At 71.3% G+C, this 19410-nt stretch carries 20 protein-coding genes; 13 read left to right on the top strand and 7 right to left on the bottom strand.

Annotated elements, in window-relative coordinates:
* Positions 1–94 precede the first annotated feature (94 nt).
* Entirely contained in the window at positions 95–2659 is a 2565-nt protein-coding gene (gene pepN, locus AB0H62_RS09915; RefSeq protein ID WP_360585327.1) for an aminopeptidase N, read from the bottom strand.
* A gap of 182 nt (positions 2660–2841) precedes the next feature.
* Between pepN and AB0H62_RS09910 the strand changes: the two genes are divergently transcribed.
* Complete coding sequence (locus AB0H62_RS09910; RefSeq protein ID WP_220242992.1) at positions 2842–3462, top strand: DsbA family protein; 621 nt, start codon at positions 2842–2844, stop codon at positions 3460–3462.
* A 4-nt stretch (positions 3463–3466) separates the two neighbouring features.
* Here AB0H62_RS09910 and AB0H62_RS09905 read toward each other — a convergent pair whose 3' ends face one another.
* Entirely contained in the window at positions 3467–4270 is an 804-nt protein-coding gene (locus AB0H62_RS09905) for an MBL fold metallo-hydrolase (RefSeq protein WP_360585325.1), read from the bottom strand.
* Positions 4267–5013 carry a 2-phosphosulfolactate phosphatase gene (locus AB0H62_RS09900; RefSeq protein WP_220242990.1) on the bottom strand — a complete coding sequence of 249 codons (747 nt, stop codon included), beginning with the start codon at positions 5011–5013 and terminating at the stop codon, positions 4267–4269. The genes AB0H62_RS09905 and AB0H62_RS09900 overlap by 4 nt, the downstream gene beginning before the upstream one ends.
* Positions 5014–5058: 45 nt before the next feature.
* On the opposite strand from AB0H62_RS09900, the gene AB0H62_RS09895 reads away from it, so the two are divergent.
* Both AB0H62_RS09895 and AB0H62_RS09890 read left to right on the top strand, forming a co-directional pair.
* On the top strand, positions 5059–5532 hold the full coding sequence (locus AB0H62_RS09895; protein ID WP_220242989.1) for a ribose-5-phosphate isomerase: 474 nt from the start codon (positions 5059–5061) through the stop codon (positions 5530–5532).
* Positions 5532–6341 carry a DNA-formamidopyrimidine glycosylase family protein gene (locus AB0H62_RS09890; RefSeq protein WP_360585322.1) on the top strand — a complete coding sequence of 270 codons (810 nt, stop codon included), beginning with the start codon at positions 5532–5534 and terminating at the stop codon, positions 6339–6341. Before AB0H62_RS09895 ends, AB0H62_RS09890 begins: the two co-directional genes overlap by 1 nt.
* Position 6342: 1 nt before the next feature.
* Here the strand turns inward: AB0H62_RS09890 and AB0H62_RS09885 are convergent, their stop codons facing one another.
* The gene (locus tag AB0H62_RS09885) at positions 6343–6912 is read right to left on the bottom strand and encodes a TetR/AcrR family transcriptional regulator (protein WP_220242987.1); all 570 of its coding nucleotides are present in this window, start codon (positions 6910–6912) and stop codon (positions 6343–6345) included.
* Positions 6913–6982: 70 nt separating this feature from the next.
* Here AB0H62_RS09885 and AB0H62_RS09880 point away from each other — a divergent pair, with 70 nt between their 5' ends.
* Complete coding sequence (locus tag AB0H62_RS09880) at positions 6983–7747, top strand: SDR family oxidoreductase (protein WP_220242986.1); 765 nt, start codon at positions 6983–6985, stop codon at positions 7745–7747.
* Positions 7748–7906: 159 nt separating this feature from the next.
* Here AB0H62_RS09880 and AB0H62_RS09875 read toward each other — a convergent pair whose 3' ends face one another.
* Positions 7907–8719, bottom strand: coding sequence for a hypothetical protein (locus AB0H62_RS09875; RefSeq protein WP_360585319.1), 813 nt, complete (start codon positions 8717–8719; stop codon positions 7907–7909).
* A 142-nt stretch (positions 8720–8861) separates the two neighbouring features.
* Between AB0H62_RS09875 and AB0H62_RS09870 the strand changes: the two genes are divergently transcribed.
* The 3 genes from AB0H62_RS09870 (at position 8862) to AB0H62_RS09860 (ending at position 11308) form a co-directional block, all read left to right on the top strand.
* The gene (locus AB0H62_RS09870) at positions 8862–9758 is read left to right on the top strand and encodes a TIGR03619 family F420-dependent LLM class oxidoreductase (protein WP_220242984.1); all 897 of its coding nucleotides are present in this window, start codon (positions 8862–8864) and stop codon (positions 9756–9758) included.
* A 1-nt stretch (position 9759) separates the two neighbouring features.
* Positions 9760–10200, top strand: a complete 441-nt coding sequence (locus AB0H62_RS09865) for a nuclear transport factor 2 family protein (protein WP_360585317.1) — start codon at positions 9760–9762, stop codon at positions 10198–10200.
* A 94-nt stretch (positions 10201–10294) separates the two neighbouring features.
* Positions 10295–11308 carry a hypothetical protein gene (locus tag AB0H62_RS09860; RefSeq protein ID WP_360585315.1) on the top strand — a complete coding sequence of 338 codons (1014 nt, stop codon included), beginning with the start codon at positions 10295–10297 and terminating at the stop codon, positions 11306–11308.
* Positions 11309–11313: 5 nt separating this feature from the next.
* On the opposite strand, the gene AB0H62_RS09855 is transcribed toward AB0H62_RS09860, so the two are convergent.
* A complete protein-coding gene (locus AB0H62_RS09855) occupies positions 11314–11943 on the bottom strand; it encodes a DUF6000 family protein (RefSeq protein ID WP_360585313.1) in 630 nt (209 codons plus the stop codon).
* 88 nt (positions 11944–12031) lie between these two features.
* Between AB0H62_RS09855 and AB0H62_RS09850 the strand changes: the two genes are divergently transcribed.
* Together AB0H62_RS09850 and AB0H62_RS09845 are read left to right on the top strand one after the other, a co-directional pair.
* Entirely contained in the window at positions 12032–13159 is a 1128-nt protein-coding gene (locus tag AB0H62_RS09850; protein WP_220242981.1) for an acyl-CoA dehydrogenase family protein, read from the top strand.
* Positions 13152–14543, top strand: coding sequence for an NtaA/DmoA family FMN-dependent monooxygenase (locus AB0H62_RS09845; RefSeq protein ID WP_360585311.1), 1392 nt, complete (start codon positions 13152–13154; stop codon positions 14541–14543). The genes AB0H62_RS09850 and AB0H62_RS09845 overlap by 8 nt, the downstream gene beginning before the upstream one ends.
* On the opposite strand, the gene AB0H62_RS09840 is transcribed toward AB0H62_RS09845, so the two are convergent.
* The gene (locus tag AB0H62_RS09840) at positions 14491–15216 is read right to left on the bottom strand and encodes a maleylpyruvate isomerase family mycothiol-dependent enzyme (RefSeq protein ID WP_360585309.1); all 726 of its coding nucleotides are present in this window, start codon (positions 15214–15216) and stop codon (positions 14491–14493) included. The two genes, AB0H62_RS09845 and AB0H62_RS09840, sit on opposite strands and share 53 nt — an antisense overlap.
* 41 nt (positions 15217–15257) lie before the next feature.
* Between AB0H62_RS09840 and AB0H62_RS09835 the strand changes: the two genes are divergently transcribed.
* From AB0H62_RS09835 to AB0H62_RS09820, 4 genes are all read left to right on the top strand, one after another.
* A complete protein-coding gene (locus AB0H62_RS09835) occupies positions 15258–16166 on the top strand; it encodes a MerR family transcriptional regulator (protein WP_255638301.1) in 909 nt (302 codons plus the stop codon).
* 70 nt (positions 16167–16236) lie between these two features.
* On the top strand, positions 16237–16476 hold the full coding sequence (locus tag AB0H62_RS09830; protein WP_360585307.1) for a hypothetical protein: 240 nt from the start codon (positions 16237–16239) through the stop codon (positions 16474–16476).
* Between the two features lie 77 nt (positions 16477–16553).
* Complete coding sequence (locus AB0H62_RS09825) at positions 16554–17738, top strand: LLM class flavin-dependent oxidoreductase (RefSeq protein WP_220242977.1); 1185 nt, start codon at positions 16554–16556, stop codon at positions 17736–17738.
* A gap of 81 nt (positions 17739–17819) precedes the next feature.
* Positions 17820–19403 (top strand): cytochrome c biogenesis protein CcdA, encoded by a 1584-nt coding sequence (locus AB0H62_RS09820; protein WP_360585411.1) that lies wholly within the window; start codon positions 17820–17822, stop codon positions 19401–19403.
* Positions 19404–19410 lie beyond the last annotated feature (7 nt).

Here is a 19410-nt window from a genome sequence, read left to right as displayed (position 1 = left end):
CCCGCCTCCCCCCCGGTGGGGGCCTCTTCTTTTTGGGTGGGGCCCCTCGGGGGGGGGGGGGGGGGGGGGGCCCCCCGGCCCCCCCCCACCACCGTCAGACCTGGCTGTCGAACTCCCGCGCCGCGAGCGCGCGGACGATGCCTGCGCGGCCTTCGGACACGAGCCGGCGCAGTGCGGCCGGGTGCTCGGTCTTGAGCCACTCGTCGGAAGCGGTCACCGTGGCCGGCTCCACGGCCCACGACGGGTAGAGCCCGATCACGGTCGGCTGGGCGCGCTCGCTGGAGCGGCGCGTCCACACCTCGTCGATGACCTCGAAGTAGCGCTCGACGTAGCTGCCGAGCAGCTGCTTCTGGCCCGGGTGCGAGAAGCCCGAGATGAGGGCGTCGCTGACGGCGTTGGGGATCTCGTCGTCATAGACGGCGCGCTGCCACGCGTCGGCCTTGGCCTCGGCGGTCGGCTGCAGCGCGCGGCACCGCTCGGCGTGCCGGCGGCCCGCGGCGGTGTCGTCCTTGGCCAGCTCGGCTTCGATGTCCGCGGTGCCGGCCTTGCCGTGGGCCACGAGCGCCTGCAGCAGGCGCCAGCGCAGGTCGGTGTCCACGGTGAGGCCGGCCAGCGGCGCGGAGCCGTCGAGCCAGCCCGCGACGACACCCAGCGTCGCCTCGTCGAGCACGCCGCCGGCCAGCGAGTTCACGAACGCCAGCTGGTGGTCGGACGCGGCTTCGGCGCCCTGGGCGAGCTCCAGCAGCCGCCCGGTGAGCGCCGGCCAGCCCTGCTCGGCGGCCCACTTCTGGTCCGCGTACGAGTTCAGCGCCGTCTGCGCCTGCAGCAGCAGCCGCTGCACCACGCCGACCTCGCTCTCGGCGTGGATGCCGCGCGCCACCAGCGTCACGAAGTCGCGCGCCTTGAGCTCGGCTTCGCGCGTCATCTCCCAGGCGGCCGACCAGCACAGCGTGCGGGGCAGCGGCTCGACGATGTCGGCGATCCGGTCGATCAGCGTGGTCAGCGACGCCGGGTCGAGGCGCATCGTGCAGTAGGTGAGGTCGTCGTCGTTGACCAGCACGAGCTTGCCCGCCGGCTTGCCGACCAGTGCCGGCACTTCGGTGCGGTCGCCGGAGACGTCGAGCTCCACGCGCTCCGTGCGCACGACCTTGCCCGAGTCGTCGTCGTACACGCCGACCGCGACGCGGTGCGTGCGCAGCTCGCCGGCGCCCGGCTTCGCGCCCGTCTGCACCACGGCGAACGACGCGAACGTGCCGTCGGCCGCCACCTCGTAGCGCGGGCTGAGCGAGTTGAGGCCCGTGGTCTCGAGCCACTGCGCGCTCCACCACGACAGGTCGCGCCCGGACGCCTCTTCCAGCGCGGCCAGCAGGTCGGCCAGCGTGGCGTTGCCCCACGCGTGCTTTCCGAAGTAGACCTTCAGGCCTTCGAGGAAGTGCTCGATGCCCACGTAGGCCACGAGCTGCTTCAGGACGCTCGCGCCCTTGGCGTAGGTGATGCCGTCGAAGTTCACCTCCACCGCGTGCAGGTCGACGATGTCGGCCGCGATCGGGTGGGTGGAGGGCAGCTGGTCCTGGCGGTAGGCCCACGACTTCTCGATGTTCGCGAAGCTGGTCCACGCGTTCTTGTACTCGGTGGCCTCGGCCTGCGCGAACACGCTCGCGAAGGTCGCGAACGACTCGTTGAGCCACAGGTCGTCCCACCAGCGCATGGTGACCAGGTCGCCGAACCACATGTGCGCCATCTCGTGCAGCAGCGTCTCGGCGCGGCGCTCGTAGGCGTAGCGCGTGACGCGGCTGCGGAAGACGTAGTCCTCCAGGAAGGTCACGGCGCCGGCGTTCTCCATCGCGCCCGCGTTGAACTCCGGCACGAACAGCTGGTCGTACTTGGAGAACGGGTAGGGCGTGCCGAACTTCTCGTGGAAGAAGCCGAAGCCCTGCTTGGTCTCCACGAACAGCCGGTCGGCGTCCATGTGCTCGGCGAGCGACGCGCGGCAGTAGATGCCGAGCGGGATCGTGCGGTGGGCGTCGGAGAACTCGTCGCGCCACTCGGCGTACGGGCCGGCGATGAGCGCGACCAGGTACGTGGAGATCCGTTCGGACACGGCGAAGTTCGTCACCCGCGCGCCGTCGGGAGTGTCCTCTTCGGTCTCGACGAGCGCGTTGGACACGATCTTCCAGTCGCGCGGCGCGTGGACCGTGAGCTTGTACACCGACTTCAGGTCGGGCTGGTCGAAACAGGCGAACATGCGCTTGGCGTCGGCGGTCTCGAACTGCGTGTAGAGGTACACGCCGTTGTCGACCGGGTCGACGAAGCGGTGCAGGCCTTCGCCGGTGTTCGTGTACCGGCAGTCCGCGGTTACCACGAGTTCGTTGTCCGCGGCGAGCCCGGGCAGCGCGATGCCCTTGTCCTCGACGTAGGTGCTCACGTCGAGCTCGGCGCCGTTGAGCACGGCGGAGCGGACACCCTCGGCGACGAGGTCGATCCACGACGACTCGCCCGGCCGGGTGGCGGAGAAGCGCACTGTGGTGGTGGAGAGGAAGGTCTTCTCACCGGGACCGCCGTGGCCGTCGGTCAGGTCCAGCACGATGTCGTAGGACGCGACATCCAGCAGGCCGGAGCGCTGCTTGGCTTCGTCACGAGTCAGGTTGGGGGCGGGCACGGGCACCTCTGGTCTTCGATTCCGGTTGCGGTTTTCGGGCTGTCCTGCATCCAATCATGCGAAGCGGTCCTCGGGCGACGGGGAACAACCGGGCCTGTCGCGCGCGTTGGCCGTCATTGGGGGACACCCCCTCTGCAAAAGGCATGCCTGCCGACGTCGAACCTCGCGAGGAGCTCGTTGAGATGACCGCTGCGTCCCAGCCCACCAAGGTGGACTTCTATTTCGATCCGATCTGTCCGTTCGCGTGGATCACCTCGCGGTGGATCCTCGAGGTCGAGAAGCACCGCGAGCTGGACCTGAACTTCCGGATCATGAGCCTGTCCGTGCTCAACTCGGGCCGGGAAGAGCTGCCGGAGCGCTACCAGGAACTGATGGACAAGGGCTGGCGCCCGGTCCGCGTGGCCACCGCGCTGGCCGCCGCGAAGGGCGAACAGGCGCTGCGCGACTTCTACACGGAGTTCGGCACGCGCTACCACAACCAGGGCAACAAGGACTTCGACGTCGTCCTCAAGGAAACCCTCGAGGCCGTCGGCGCGCCGCCCGAGCTGATCGAGGCCGCCGACTCGACCGAGTACGACGAGGCGTTGAAGAAGAGCCACCACGAGGGCATGGACCCGGTCGGCATGGACGTCGGCACGCCGACCATCCACATCGACGGCGTCGCGTTCTTCGGCCCGGTGCTCAGCTCCATCCCGCGGGGCGACGACGCCCTGAAGCTGTTCGACGGCGCCGTCGCGATGGCGAGCTACCCGGACTTCTTCGAGCTCAAGCGCACCCGCACGGGTGAGCTGAACTTCGACTGACGTCTCACGGGGTCGCCAACGCGGCCCTCGTGACGCCGGCGGGGTAGGGCGAGGCCGCCACGGCCTCGTCCGCTCCGCTGGCCCCGGCCGCCACGGCGGCCTTCAGCGCGTTGAGCCGGCGCAAGCCGTCGCGGTGCTCCCGGACGAACCCGGGGTCCACGGGCTCGCCGTGCCCGGGCACCACGATCCGCGGGTCGAGCGCGAGGATCGCCTCGAGCGCGCCCGGCCACTCGCCCAGGTGCGTCTCGTCGCTGAACGAGTACTCCGTGAAGCCCTCGGGCCCGTGCTCCACCACGTCGCCGGCGAACACGACACCCGCGTCGGGCACGTGCACCACCAGGTCGTGGTCGGTGTGCGCGCGGCCGGGGTGCACGAGCACGACGGTGCGGCCGCCGAGGTCGAGCTCGGCCCGGTCGGTCACGAGCCGGTCGGGCGGCATGAGGCCGGTCCGGTCGAGGGCGTCGGCGATCTCCGGCCTGCCTTCCGCGCGGTAGCGCGCGCTCCACTTGGCTTTTGCGGTTTCGCCGTGCTCCAGCAGCTCGCGCAGACAACGATCGTGGGCCCAGACGTCGCACGGCAGGAACGGCGTGGTGCCGAAGCTGTGGTCGAAGTGCGCGTGCGTGTAGACGACAATCCACGGCAGGTCCGTCAGCTCCCGCACGGCCGCGGCGAGCTCAGCGCCCTGGTCGACGTCGCCGCGTGTGTCGATCACCAGGCAGCGCTCGGCGCCGATCACCAGTCCCGTGGTCAAGTCGAGCTCTTCGTAGCGCCGCGCGTGCACGCCTTCGGCCACTTCGGTCCAGGTCATTCCGCCTCCAGGGTTTTCCCGCGCAGGGTGGGCGCGGTGGTGCTCACGTCTGTTTGCGCGGCGAGCTCGACGTCGCCGGGGTGGCCCGCCGCGGCCAGTTCGCGGCCGGACGAGCAGGTGCGCAGCGCGTGCGCGAGGTCGGTGCCCGCGTAGGCCGCGGCTGCGAGAGCGGCTTCCGCCGAGAGCGTGCGGCTGTGGCGGGCGAGGGCCGCGACGATGGCGCCGGCGCCGAGCTGGTCTTCCACACACGGGCGTAGGGGTCCGAAGTGCTTGCGCTCGCCCAGCAGGTCGATGCCCCAGCGTTCGCCGGCCGGGATCACGCCGACGGGCCGTCCGGCCGCCAGTTCGAGCGCCTTCGCCGCGACGGCTGACGCGTTGCGCAGGCAGCCCGCCAGCACGTGGGCGCCGGTGGCGGCGGCCGCGGCGGTCAGGGTGGCGCCGTTGGGCGAGGGCAGCGCGAGCAGCGTGCCGGACGGGATGTCCGTCACAGAGGAAGGCCGCAACGTCCACGCTGCCTCACCCGCGACGACCGCGCCCGCGGCTCGCGCTTCGGCGACGCCGCGTTCTTCGCGCCAGCGCACCGGCAGCACCCGGCCGCCGCGCGCGGTGACGAGATCCGTGGTGGTGCAGAAGGAAAGCACGTCGACCACCACGAGCACCGCGCACGCGCCGCCGAGCGCCGCGACGCCTTCGGCGCCCCATTCGAGCCGCACGTCGTGTCCCGGCTGCTCCCACGTGTCCACCCCCAGAGCATGCCCGCCACCGGCGGTGATGGCAGACTCGCCGCTGTGCGTGTCTACTTGGGATCCGACCATGCCGGTTTCGAGCTGAAGAACCACCTGGCCAGCCACCTCACGGGCCAGGGACACGAAGTCGTCGACGTCGGTCCGCGCACCTACGACCCCGTCGACGACTACCCCGCCTACTGCGTGGCCGCGGCGCTGCGCGTGTCCGGCGACGAGGGCAGCCTCGGCATCGTGATCGGCGGCTCGGGCAACGGCGAGCAGATCGCCGCCAACAAGGTGCCCGGCATCCGCGCGGGTCTCGGCTGGAGCGTCGAGACGGCGCAGCTGTGCCGAGAGCACAACCACGCGCAGGTGCTCGGAGTCGGCGCGCGCATGCACACCGTCGAGCAGGCCACGGAGATCGTCGAGGCTTTCCTGGCCACCGAGCCTTCGCCGGAGGAGCGCCACGGGCGCCGGATCCAGCAGCTGCTCGACTACGAGCGCACCGGCACGCCGCCGCCCCTGCCGGAAGCCTGATGCCCGAAGGGCACACCCTCCACCGCCTCGCCCGTCTGCACAAACGCCGCTACGCCGGCGCGCCCGTCTCGGTGTCCAGCCCGCAGGGCCGGTTCGCCGAGGAAGCGGCGAAGCTCGACGGGCAGGTGCTGGAGTCCGCCGAGGCGTACGGCAAGCACCTGTTCCACGACTACGGTCCACACGGGACGGTGCACGTCCACCTCGGCCTGTACGGCACGTTCGGCGAAACGCCGCTGCCCGAAACCGAACCGGTGGGCCAGGTGCGGATGCGCCTGATCGGGCGCACGCACTGGACCGATCTGCGCGGCCCGACGCGGTGTGAGCTGCTCGACGCGGCCCAGGTGGACGCGATCAAGGCGCGGCTCGGGCCCGACCCGTTGCGCCGTGACGCCAAGCCCGATCTCGCGTGGGACCGGATCTCGCGTTCGCGCACATCGGTGGCCGCGTTGCTGATGGACCAAGCGGTGCTCGCCGGAGTCGGCAACGTGTACCGCGCCGAGGTGCTGTTCCGCCACGGCGTCGCCCCGATGGTGCCCGGCCGCGCGCTCGATCGCGGGCTGTGGGACGAGATGTGGGCCGACCTGGTGACGTTGATGCGCCACGGCGTGCGCATCGGCCGCATCGACACGGTGGCGCCGGAGCACATGCCGGCCGCGCAGGGCCGCGCGCCGCGCGACGACCGGCACGGCGGCGAGGTGTACGTCTACCGGCGCGCCGGGATGCCGTGCCTGGTGTGCGGCACGCCGGTGGCGCACCAGGAGCTCGTGGGGCGCAACCTGTACTGGTGCCCCTCGTGCCAGCCTGCCTGAGTCACGCGGTGAGGCCGTCCAGCAGCAGGTCGAGTCGTTCGGCCAGCGCGGCGGCCAGGTCGAACGGCGGCGCTTCGTCGGCGAGCCAGCGGCGGAGGGTGTCGCCGTAGACCGCGGTGACCACTTCGGCGACCGTGCGCGGCGGGAGTTCTGAGCGCAGCTCGCCCTGGTCCTGGCCTTGGCGGATGGCGTCGATCGTCGCGTCGGGCACGGGGTGCTGGTGGGCGACGACCTCGTCGTGGCGCAGGCTCACGTGCAGCATCCGGGTGAGGATGCGTTCGCGCTCGTTGATGGCTGCCAGCGCGGTGAAGTAGCGGTGCAGCCTCGTGCGCGCGGATTCGTCGGAATCGTCGACGGTGAGCAGCTGGTCTCGGCGGTCCTGGCCCCATTCGACGAGGAAATCGCGCTTGTGCGGGTAGTGGTTGAGCACCGTCTGGCGCGCGACGTCGGCCTCCGCGGCGATGTGGTCGATCGTCGTCGCTTCGTAGCCGCCCTCCTCGAACAGCTTGAGCGCGGCCGTGAGCAGGCGCGCCCGCATCCGGGCCCGGTTCGCCTCGCGTCGTCCTGTCACGGAGTCAGCGTACCGAAGTTTGGGTTGGAGGCTAAACTTAGGCTGGAGACCACACTTTGAAGGAGTGCACATGCAGGTGGACATCCGCGACAAGGTCATCGTCATCACCGGCGCGGCGCAGGGGCTCGGCCGCACGCTCGCGCTGGGGCTGGCCCGCGAGGGCGCGCGGATCGCGGTGCTCGCGCGCAGCTCGGCGAAGGCGGCCGGCACCGTGGACGAGATCGTGGCCGAGGTGCCGGACGCGCCGAAGCCGCTGGCCGTCGTGGCGGACGTGTCCGACGAGGACCAGGTCCGCGCCGCGGCCGCCGCCGTCGACGCGCACTGGGGCCGGGTCGACGCCCTGATCAGCAACGCCGGCTGGATGCCGCCCGCCGGCACGATGAAGGTGCTCGACTTCGAGCTGGCCGATCTACGACGGATCCTCGACAGCAACCTCGTCGGCTGTTTCCTCGTCACCAAGCACTTCGCGCCGATCATGATCCGAGGGGGCGGCGGGCGGATCATCTACGTCGGCAGCATGGTCGGCACCCAGGCTGGCCCCGGCGCCGGTGCGTACGGCGCGTCGAAGGCCGGGGTGCACCTGCTGAGCAACGTCGTGCACCAGGAGCTGGCGGACCAGGGCATCCGCACGGTGGCGCTGGCGCCCGGGCTCACGGTCACGCCGGGCATGCGCGTGGCGGCGAGCGAGGAGCACATCGCGCGGGTGAGCGCGCGCTACCCGGGTGGCCGCGTCGGACAGCCGGAGGACATCGTGCCGTTCGCGGCCTTCCTGTGCAGCCCGGCGGCCGAACACCTGTCGGGGACGCTGGTGGGAATTCGGCCGATCACGGGGTGAGTCCGATGTGGACGGAGTGGCGGAACCCGCTGGTATGCCTGGGGTTCTACGCTGTCCCCGACAGCGTGCACTTGCGCTGAAAGCCGTGAAGGGCCCCGGGGGGACTCGAAGTCCCTCGCGGAGCCCTTCACGGTGCTCGATCCTTGGTCGTGCGTGGGGTCAGAAGTCGAAACCGCCGCCGCCGCCGAATCCTCCGCCGTCGAAGCCGCCGCCATCGAACCCGCCGAAGTCCTGGCCGCCGCCGTCGCCGCCGTCGAAGCCGCCGCCGTCACCGCCATCGCCACCGTCGCCGCCCTGGTCGCCGGACTCGATGGCGTCCTGCTGGCCGGCGTCGTAGCCCGACTCCCAGGCCGAGGCGCTGGCGATGCCGCCCATGCCGGAGAACATGGCACTGAACAGGAACATCGAGCCCAGGCCCCACGCGCCGGCCACGAGCGCGGGCTTCCACCACGGCTCGCTGTACCAGCCCTGCGGCACCGGACGCCCCGCCACGCGGCCGCCGGGGTAGTAGTACGGCGTGTCCTGGCCGGGGTCGGGCGAGGCCTCGTAGTGCTGGCCCTCGACGTCGACCTTGCGGTGCTCGGTCACCTTGCCGGCGCGCTCGCGCTCGGCCTCCTCCGGCAGCGCCGGGCCGGGGTCGAGGCCCATGGCGGTGCGGGCGGCGCGGACGTAGTAGAGGCCCTCGACGGCGGTGTCCTTCACCAGCCGAGCCTGTTCGACGGTCTGCGCCTGTTCCATCTGCGAGCCGGCGGCGTTGTAGCGCTCGCTGGCGTCGGCCATCGCCTGCTGTGAGGCCGTGTCGGTGCCGGAGATGTTGAGGACCTGCCCGCCGAGGCGTTCGACGAGGCGGCGCGCGTCGGCCTTCGCGTCGTCGAGCTGCCGCTGCCGCGAAGCGGCCTGCGACCGGACGAAGTACAGCCCGCCCCCGACGATCACGACGACGAGCACGATCAACAGGATCGCGGTGCCCATGGGTCACTCCACGTGTTGAGCTTGTCTCAGCGGCCCTGTGGCCGCCTTTGATTCGGACAACGCGGACAGTACGCTGAGGGTTCCCGGGAGGTGACGTGGAGCACCTCTGGCCGGGCAAAGTAGAACACGTTACAGTCGGGGGATGAAGTTCTCCCTGTCGATCGCGATGAACCCCCTCGATCAGCTGGGCGGGCTCGCCCGGGCCGCCGAGGAGGCCGGATTCTCCTCGATCGTCCTGCCGGATTCCCTGTTCTACTCGGAGAAGGTGTCCGCGGACTATCCGTACACGCCCGACGGCAGCCGGTTCTGGAACGAGGAGACGCCCTGGGTCGACCCGCTGGTGGCCGCCGCGTCGATGGGTGCGGTGACCGAGCGTCTCGAGTTCTACACGTCCGTGCTGAAGCTCGGCTCGCGCAACCCGGTGCTGCTCGCGCGTCAGGTGAACTCGGTGGCGGCTCTGACCGGTGGCCGCTTCGGTCTCGGGCTCGGCATCGGCTGGTCGCCGGAGGAGTTCGAGTGGTGCGGCGCGCCATATGAGCGGCGCGGCAAGCGCTTCGACGAGGCCATCGAGGTGCTGCGCCTGATCCTCGACGGCGGCATGGTCGAGTTCCACGGCGAGTTCTTCGACTTCGACAAGCTGCGCATGAGCCCGACGCCGCCGAAGCGCGTGCCGTTCTACATCGGCGGGCACACGGACATCGCGCTGCGCCGCGCCGCGCGCGTGGGCGACGGCTGGTCGTCGGCGATGATGACGCTCGACCAGCTGCGCGACACGATCAAACGGCTCAAGGAACTGCTGGCCGAGCGCGGGCGCGAGGCCGATCCGTTCGAGTTCCAGGCGGTGTGCGTCGACCGGTTCGGGCTCGACGGGTTCCGCGAGCAGGCCGAGGTGGGCGTGACCGACGCGATCACGATGCCGTGGGTGTTCGAGGGCCTCGGTTTCGACGCCGAGGTGGGCCCGAAGGTCGACGCGATCCGCAAGTTCGGTGAAGAAGTCATCGCGAAGTTCCGGGATTCAGCGTCGGATTCGGGGGAGTGACATGAGTGTTGAGGTCAGCTGGGACGTCGACGCGGACCAGCCGCCGGCTCGCCTGGCGTCGTTCCGCTCGATGACGTCGGTCGCGGCGGGCGACAAGGACGGGTGGCTGGCGTTGTTCGCGCCGGGCGCCGTGGTGGAGGACCCGGTGGGCCCGTCGATGTTCGACGAGCAGGGCAAGGGCCACCACGGCCGCGAGGGCATCGGCGCGTTCTGGGACCTGACGATCGCTCACGTGGAGCGCTTCGAGTTCGTGATCCGCGACTCGTTCGCCGCGGGCGCGGAGTGCGCGAACATCGGCACCATCACCACCTACCTGCCCGGTGGCTACCGCGTCGACACCGACGGCGTCTTCGTCTACCGCGTGGGCGAGGACGGCCTGATCACCTCGATGCGTGCCTTCTGGGAAACCGACCGCGCCATGGCGACGGCGCGCCAGGTCTGAGCTGCCCGATACCACCTCCGTGGGTGGTCTGACCGGCCACTGTTCGGCTCGCTGCCCCCTCGGGACGCCCGCGCGCGGGCTTACGGTGGGGCGCATGGTGGCTCGTGGTGTGCACCTCGTCGGCAGCGTGCCGCTCGAGGACTCGGAGACGGTGTTCCGCGCGGTCTCGGCCCACGTCGGCGAGTTCGTTCGGCGGGTGACGGACGGCGAGACGGGCGTGCGGTCGAACTGGACGTTCTGGCAGCGGGCGGTGTTCGCGCGCACCCCCGGCCTGGTCACCGACGAAGTCCACCGCGGCGAGTACAGCAGCACGCCCAAGTACCGGCTGGCCGGTCCCGCTTCGGCGGTGCGCTTCGGCCCCCTCGGCTACGCCCAGGCGGCGCTGTCGTCATGGGTCGTCTTCCGGCGCCTGCGCGCGGCGGGGGTGCTGCCGGACGTCCGGTTCCAGGTCAGCCTCCCCACGCCCATGGCCCCGATCCGCCTGCACGTGGACACCGCCGACCAGGCCGCCGTCGAGCCCGCCTACGAAACCGCGATGCTGCGCGAGCTGGAGCTCATCACCGACGCCATCCCCGCCGACCAGCTCGCGATCCAGTGGGACACCGCCGTCGAGTTCGGCATGCTGGAGGGCGTTTTCCCCAGCTGGGTCCCGGATCTCGAGGCCGGCGTCCTCGACCGCCTGACCCGCCTCGGCAACGCCGTGCCCGCCGACGTCCACCTCGGCTACCACCTGTGTTACGGCGACAGCGGCGGCCGCCACTTCGTCGAGCCCGCTGACACCGCGCTCCTGGTTCGCGTGGCGAACGCCCTGGCCGCGCGGCTTTCGCGGCCGCTGGGGTGGATCCACCTGCCCGTGCCGATCGGCCGGACGGATCCGGAGTACTTCGCGCCGCTGCGTTCCCTGGCGTTGTCCGCGGAGACCGAGCTGTACCTGGGCCTCGTGCACGTCGCGGACGGCGAACCCGGTGCGCGCAAACGCATCGCCGCCGCACTGTCCGCTGCGGACTCCTTCGGCATCGCCACGGAATGCGGCTTCGGCCGGCGCCCACCGGAGACGGTGCCGGGCTTGCTGGCCCTGCACGCGGCGGTGGCCGAGCTGACGCCGTAGTTTGATCACCGCTCGGACGGCAGGGCTTTCATGGCGTGGTCGGCGTACGAGCATTGCGTCCGGATGACGTCACGGGACTGATCGAGCGACACCGGCACGTCGGCTCGGTCAGGGGGGAACTTGGCGTGCAGCCAGCGCGACCAGAGCCCGGTTTCGCCGAGGAACCGGGCTGAGTGCTCGGTGCCCAGCCGCGCGTCCAGGTGGCTGAGCGCGCCCATGGCCGAGTCCTGCTCGCCGCGGTCGGTGCGTGGCAGGAATGCGTGGAGGTAGTCGACCAGCAGACGTGCGTCTTCCTCCGTGCCGAATCGCGCCAGCGCGAAGCAGAATCCGCGGCCGGCGTAGATACGTTTGTTCGCGAGAAGCAGCTCGCCGATCCGTTCGCGGTGCGCAGCTCGCCGGGCGAAGGCGACCAGCCACGAAGCCGTCAGCTGCGCACGCCATTCGTAGCCGAGCAGCAGCTCGAGCTCGTCGTCGGTGATGCGCACCGAGTCCTCGGCCAGCGCGCGTCCGAAGGCCTGCCGTTGCGCCGGGTCGCTCAGGAACGGGGTGTTGAGCAACTGCAGGTACCTGCGCCCCGGCGTCACGTACGTTTCGACGGCCGCGTTGAGCGCGGGCTCGTGCCGGTGGTCGCGCATGCGGGAATTCTGCCCGCGTGAGCGCTCACCACAAAGGCCATTTCCTGGCAAGATCGCCGGTCGGGAGTTGCCGACCAGGGGAGGCGTCATGGCTGCTGGACATCCACTCGGCCCACCGGCTCACGAGCAGCACTGGGTGGACCTCGCGGCAGACCTTGCCGCCGGGTTCGCGCTCACGACGGCCGAGCGGGACCGGACCAGCGAGTTGCCCGTCGAGAACCTCCGACGGCTGAACGCGAGTGGGCTCGACGCCGCGTTGCTGCCGGCGGAGTACGGCGGCCAGGACCTGAGCTACCGCACTTACGGCGCGATCGTCCGGCTGCTGAGTGCGGCGTGCCCGTCGACGGCGTGTGTGTGGGTGATGCACATCGGCGCGGCGGCGGGCCTGGTGGAGCTGTCGGAGCCCGACATGGCGCGGTTCTTCGCCGAGCGGCTGGCGGCCGGGGCACGGTTCGCGAACGCGTTGAGCGAGCCGGCCGGCGGGAACCTGTTCCTGCAGTCGCAGCAGCCCGCGGAGGCGGTCGAAGGCGGGTTCCGGCTGAGCGGGGAGAAGCGCTTTTCGTCCGGGTGCGAGATCGCCGACCACTTCCTCGTCAACGCGAAGGTCGACGGCGTCTCCACGTTCTTCGGGCTCGACGCCGACCCTGCGACGATGACGTTCCAACCGAGCTGGGACGCGATGGGCCTGCGCGCGAGCGGCAGCCGGCTGATCCGCTTCGACGGCACGCTCCTGCCGCACGAGCGCCGTTGCCCGCCGTCGAAACGGCGGCGCCCCAACCACATCGGGGCGGGGGTGGCGGCGTTGTCGCTGGGGGTGGCCGATGGCGCGCTGGCGGCGTTGCGGGAGCACGCACGCGCCCGGAAGGTGTTGCCGGGCGGTGGGACGGTGGCGGAGCAGCAGTGGGTGCGCTTCGGCGTCGGCGAGCTGGAGAGCCGGCTGCAGGCCGCGGCGATGTTCGCGCAGCACATGTGCTGGCTCGCCGACGAGAACTCGCCCGGTTTCCTGCCGGCGACGATGCGCGCGAAGCTGCTGGCCAACGACGTCGCGCGCGAAATCGCCGACCTCGGCGTGCGCGTGGGCGGGGGCTCGGGGTACCTGAAGACGTCGCCGATCGAGCGGTGGTTCCGCGACGCGCAGGCGGGCTGGCTGATGGCCTACTCCGCCGAGATCTGCAAGGACGTGATCGGCTCGCAGGTGCTGGGCGACGATGCCTGAGCGGATGCTGTTCAACGCGTTCCACATGTTCGCCGTCTCCCACCACGCGCAGGGGTTGTGGGCCGAGCCGGACAGCCGTCAGCTCGGCTACACCGACCCCGCGACGTGGCTCGACCTTGCCCGGACGCTGGAGCGCGGCCGGTTCGACACGCTCTTCTTCGCCGACGTCCTCGCCCCGTACGAGACCTACCGCGGCTCGCGCGACGCGGCGGTGCGCGAGGGGATGCAGTTCCCGACCGGCGATCCCTCGGTGCTGATCCCGCTGCTCGCCTATCACACGGAACACCTGGGTTACACGTTCACGCAGAACATCCTGCAAGAGCACCCGTACCCGTTCGCCCGCAAGGTGTCCACTCTGGACCACCTGACGGGCGGGCGGGTGGCGTGGAACATCGTCACGTCGTTCCTGCCGGGTGCGGGCCGCAACCTCGGCCACGGCGGGCTGCCGGGCCACGAGGAGCGCTACGGCCGCGCCGAGGACTTCACGCAGGCGGTGCTGAAGCTGTGGCTGCACAGCTGGGAAGACGGTGCGGTGCTGCGGGACCGCGAGCGGCGCGAGTTCGCCGATCCGGCCAAGGTGCACGCCGTGGTCCACAATGGACCGTTCTACCAGCTCGACGGCCCGCACCTGAGCGAGCCGTCGCCACAGCGGGTGCCGGTGCTGTTCAACGCCGGTGTTTCGCCGACCGGCCGCGCGTTCGCCGGCCGGTACGCGGAGTGCCTGTTCATCAACTCCCAGGACCCCGCCGAGGCGGCCCCGATCGTCGCCGACGTGCGCCGGGCGGCCGCCGCCGCGGGCCGGAACCCGGCGCACGTCAAGGTTTTCGTGCCGCAGTCCTACTTGCTCGCCAGTACCGAGGCCGAGGCCCGGCGGCGCCACGCCGAGCTGCTGGAGCGCCAGACCGTGGAGGGGAACCTGGCGCGCGCGTCGGTGTTCGCCGGGCACGACTTCGGCCTTGACGACCCGGCCGCGCTCGTCGGCGACCTGCGCCGGCGCGAGGTGTCGGAGCCCGTGCGCAAGCTCCTCGCTTCGACCACCCGTGACGACTGGACGCTCGGCGAGTTGATCCTCAGTCGCACCAGCAAACGCGTGGTGGGGACGCCGGAGCAGATCGTCGAGAACATCGCGCGCTGGCAGGACGCGGGTGTCGACGGGATCAACCTCGAATACGTGATCTCGCCGACGAGCTTTAACGAGTTCGTGGACCACGTCGTCCCGCTGCTGCAAGCGCGCGGCCTCATGCAGCGCGAGTACCGGCCGGGGACGTTGCGGGAGAAACTTTTTCCCGACGGTGGCCCTCAGCCGCCGCGGGACCACCCGGCGTGGGCGCTCACGCCGCGCTGTGGGCCAGCCAGTGGTCGACGAGATCCCGGTCGCCGGTGATCGTCACGTCGTCGGCCGGCCGGCGGCGGGTGAGCACGAGCAGGAGGTCGGTCAGCGGGCCGGCGAGCGTGACGTCGGCGGGGGCGGTGGCGCGGGTCCACTCGATGCCGTCCGGGGTGCGGGTGACGTGCCAGCCCTCGGCGTGGTCGGGGAGGAGCCGCAGGGTCTGCCCGGTGCCGCTGAGCCCGGCGACGTCGGGTTTGAGCGTCCGCGTGGCGGGGTTCGCGAGCAGGCCGAACCAGTCACTGATCACGTCCTCGGCCAGCTCCGGGGCGACTGAGAACGCGCGGCCCGCCGCGTCGGCGTGGTGCACGACGGCGTCGTTGAGCAGGCGGCGCAGCCAGAACCCGGCCGGCCCCTGGCCGAAGAACGTCCACACGGGACTGTCGCTCGTGGACACCGCGTCGACGAGGTCCGTGGCGCCGGCCCGCAGCCAAGCAGACCAGCCGGCCGGGTCGCCGGGGTCCGCGTCGAACGGGTCGGGCACCGGCGAAGGGCCGGAGCGCACGATGCTCGCCGCCCAGCGGTGCGCCTGGCCGACGTGGCCGACGAGCACACGCAGCGGCCAGTCGGGGCACGTCGGCACGCGGGCGTCGGGGTCGGCGCCGGCCGCGGCTTCGGCGAGGGCGGCGGTGTGGTGGTGGAGGGCTTCGGCGAGTCGGGTGGTGTCCATGGCCGTACCGTAGGAACTCCATCCGGCTGGAGGTTCTACCGATGGTGACCGGGCTCACACTGGGGATCGGCGACCTGGCGCGACGGACCGGCGTGCCCGTCCGCACGATCCGCTTCTACTGCGACGAAGGCCTGCTCGAACCCACCCGCAGCGCGGGCGGCCACCGCCGTTTCGCCGAGGACGCCGTCGAGCGGCTCACGCTCGTCCGCCGGATGCGCGGCCTGGGCCTGGGGCTGCCGCTGATCACCGACGTCCTCGCCGGCCGCCGCTCCCTGGCCGACGCCGTCGCGGCCGAACGCGCCGCCCTGGACCGCGAGGTCGCGACGCTGGCCTGGCGACGGTCCGTCCTGCGCGCCGTCGAGGACGCGACCCCGCTCGACCGGCCCGCGCGCCTCGAACTGCTGTCGGCCGTGGAAGACGGGTACGCCGCCCACGACGTTCTCGTCCGCCTCTGGCACCCCATGACCACCGGGCCCGTCCCCGCCGAGTCGGCCCGCATGTTCCTGGACATCAGTGCCCCGCCGCCCCCTGAGCTGCCGACGCCCGCACAGGTGGTCGCCTACGCGTCACTCGTCGTGCTCGCCTCGGACCGCTCGTTCGTCGATGCCCTGCGCGCCAGCACGCTGGTCGACCACGACCGGATCCCCGACCTCGCAGCCCTCCACGCCGAGGTGGCCCAGGCCTGCGAGCTCGCCTTCACCGCCGTGACGTCCGGCACCCGTCCGACGCCGGGCCCGGCCCTCGACCGCTTCGTCGCCGCACACGCCGCCTCCCTGCGCACCACCGACACCCCGGCCTTCCGCCACGCCCTCAACCACCGCACGGCCCCCGACCGCGACCCCCGCGTGCGCGCCTACTGGACCCTGGCCGGCCAGATCACGGGCGAACCGGCCCCGATGGGCGTCACGCACACCTGGCTGCTGGACGCGTTGAACGCTTCGGCCGGCTGACGGGTGCGCCGTCCCGTGAAGGTGAACCCGAAGGCCGCGCTGTTGCGCCGGTTTTCGTGCTGCTGGCCGCGTGCGGGCGGCAACTGACAGCGAGGAAGTCCGGGCCGTGGTGACCGCCGCCGCGGCGGCGCGGAAGTTGCCGATCCTGCTGGTCGACGCGGATCGCGCCGGTGCGAGTGCGGACGGGGGCGCGCGGTGGTTCGGCGAGGCGGCGCGAGGGCTGGGGGACGACCGTGCGCTGGTCGTCGTCCGGGGGCGCCGTGCCGGCGACTCCGTCCCCGACGTCGCCGCAGCCCTCGCTCGACGGTGAGTCCCAGATCTTGGACAGACTCGCCAGACGTCTGACGTCCAACCTATTCTCGCGGCGACGAGGGCGAGGAGTGGTGCATGTCCGAACGTGATCGGGCTCGGTTGGCGGAGCCGGCGCAGCCGCAGGATTTCCCGGACAGCCCGTTGAGCCGGGTGTTGCGGCAGCCGTTGCTGCTGGGGGTGTTCCTGCCGCTGCAGACGGGTGGGTGGTCGCAGTCGACGTTGCCGCGGGGGACGGATTGGACGTTCGACTACAACCGGGCGCTGGCGCAGCAGGCGGAGAAGTACGGGTTCGACATCGCGTTCGGGCTGTCGCAGTGGCTGCCCAAGGGCGGGTTCGGCGGCCAGACGCACTACCGCGAGAACTTCCTCGACCCGTTCGTCTCGGCGATCGCGCTCGCGTCGGCGACGGAGTCGATCCTGTTGCTGGGCACGGTGCACGTGCTGTACGGGCCGTGGCACCCGTTGCACCTGGCCAAGTTCCTCGCCACCGCCGACCACATCTCGGGCGGGCGCTTCGGTGCGAACATCGTCACCGGGTACGCCGACGCCGAGCCCGCGATGTTCGGGCAGCTCAAGCCCGAGCACGACAAGCGCTACGCGATGGCCGACGAGTTCGTCGCCGTCTGCAAGGACCTCTGGGCCGGCGAGGACAACCTGACGTTCCACGGCGAGCACTACTCGCTGCAGGAGGCCTACGCGTCGCCGCTGCCGAAGTACGGCCGCCCGATCCTGGTGTCCGCCAGCGGTTCCCCGGCGGGCTTCGCGTTCGCGGGCCGCAACTCCGACCTCGTGTTCATCTCCAGCCCGGCGGGCGAGAACATCGACCGCGCGCTGGAGGCGTTGCCGGCGCACGTGGAAAAGGTCAAGCGGGCCGCGCGGGACCAGGGCCGCGAAGTGCGTGTGGTGATCAATCCCACGGTCGTCTCCGCGCCCACGAGCGCTGAGGCGCACGCGCGGTACCAAGCGATCATGGACCACGCCGACCTCGGCGCGATCGGCGCGTTCACCGACCGCCACACCGCGGGCGACAGCCAGTCGTGGCTCGAGCACTCCGCCCGTGGCCGCGCGGTCGGCGGGCACCTGCACATCGTCGGCTCGCCCGAGGAGGTCACGGACAAGCTGCGCCGCCTGCACGAAACGGGCATCGACGGCGTTCAGCTGACGTTCTACGACTACCAGCCCGAACTCGACTTCTTCGGCACGCAGATCGTGCCGCTGCTGGAAGAGGCCGGGCTGCGCAAGAGTGTTACGAATCCCTGACTGTCCACGCGGGACCGGCCGCCGCGGCCGGTCCCCGGCCTACTCTGTGCGAAGACAGAGGAGGTCACCCTGATCACGTTGGTGCTGATCGGCTTGGTGGGCGGGCTGATCACCGGCATTTCGCCCTGCGTTCTGCCGGTTCTGCCGGTGTTGTTCATGACGGGCGGGGCAAGCGGCGCGCGCAAAACCGGCACGGAGCCGACGCGTCGCCGGCCGTTCCTCATCGTCGCGGGGCTGGCGTTGAGCTTCAGCCTCGTCACGCTCCTCGGCACGCTCGTGCTCGCCGCGCTGCACCTGCCCGGCGACGTGCTGCGCTGGGCGGGGCTCGTGGTGCTGGTGGTGCTCGGCGTCGCGATGATGTTCCCGCGCGTGCAAGACCTCCTGGAACGCCCATTTGTCCGGCTGGGCCGCAAATCCGTGCCGGGCGACCGCGGTGCGTTCGTGCTCGGGCTCGCGCTCGGCACCGTTTACGTGCCGTGCGCGGGGCCGGTCCTCGCGGCCATCACCGTGGCCGGCGCGACGCACACGATCGGCACGTCGACGGTCGCGCTCACCATCGCGTTCGCCATCGGCACGGCGATTCCGCTGCTGTTCTTCGCGATGGCCGGCAACCGCGTCGCCGAGCGGGTGAAGGCGTTCCGCGACCGGCAGCGCCAAGTCCGCATCGCCGCGGGGATCGTGGTGATCGGGCTGGCCGTCGCGCTCACGTTCAACGTCACCGACGCGTTGCAGCGCGCCATCCCGGACTACACCGCGGGGCTGAACCAGGCCCTCGGCGCGGACAAGGTCGGAGGCGGCGGCAGCCTGCAGGCGTGCGACCCATCCGACGAGCTGCAGGACTGCGGCACCGCGCCGCAGCTGGTCGGCATCAACCAGTGGCTGAATACTCCCGGCGGGAAACCGGCCGCGCTGCAAGGGAAAGTCGTGCTCTACGACTTCTGGGCGTACTCGTGCATCAACTGCCAGCGCGCCATCCCGCACGTCGAGGCGTGGTACCAGCGCTACCACGACGCGGGCCTGGAGATCGTCGGCGTCCACACGCCGGAGTACGCGTTCGAGCACGTCCCCGCCAACGTCGCGGCCGGCACTGCCCGTCAGCACATCACCTACCCCGTGGCGATCGACAACGACTACGCCACCTGGAACGCGTTCAAGAACGAGTCCTGGCCCGCCGAGTACCTCGCCGACGCCACCGGGCAGGTCCGCCACGTCTCCCTCGGCGAAGGCGACTACGACGGCACCGAGTCGCTCATCCGCGAGCTGCTGACCACCGCCAACCCGAGTCAGACGCTCCCGCCGCGCACCGACGTCGCCGACGACACCCCCACGAACCCGTTGCAGAGCCCGGAAACCTACCTGGGCTCCGAGCGCAGCGGCGCCGGCGGCGCGCCCATCGACCTCCAGGGCAAGTGGACCACGACCCCCGAGTACCTCACCGCCGGCGACGACGCCTCCCTCACGCTCACCTACGACGCCTCAGCGGTCTACCTCGACGTCGGCGGCACGGGCACCGTCACCGCGACCGCCGGTGGCGTCACGAAGACGATCCCGGTGTCCGGCAGCCCGGACATCCACGCCGTCGTCCAGACCCCGACGCCCCAGCAGGGCACGGTGACGCTGAAGCTGAGCCCGGGATTGCAGGCGTACTCGTTCACGTTCGGCTGACGTTTCG

The organism is Amycolatopsis sp. NPDC050768 (genome assembly GCF_040654155.1).
Taxonomy (GTDB): domain Bacteria; phylum Actinomycetota; class Actinomycetes; order Mycobacteriales; family Pseudonocardiaceae; genus Amycolatopsis.
Note: the sequence above shows the minus strand (reverse complement) of the source record. Positions and strands in the feature narration are given on the sequence as shown.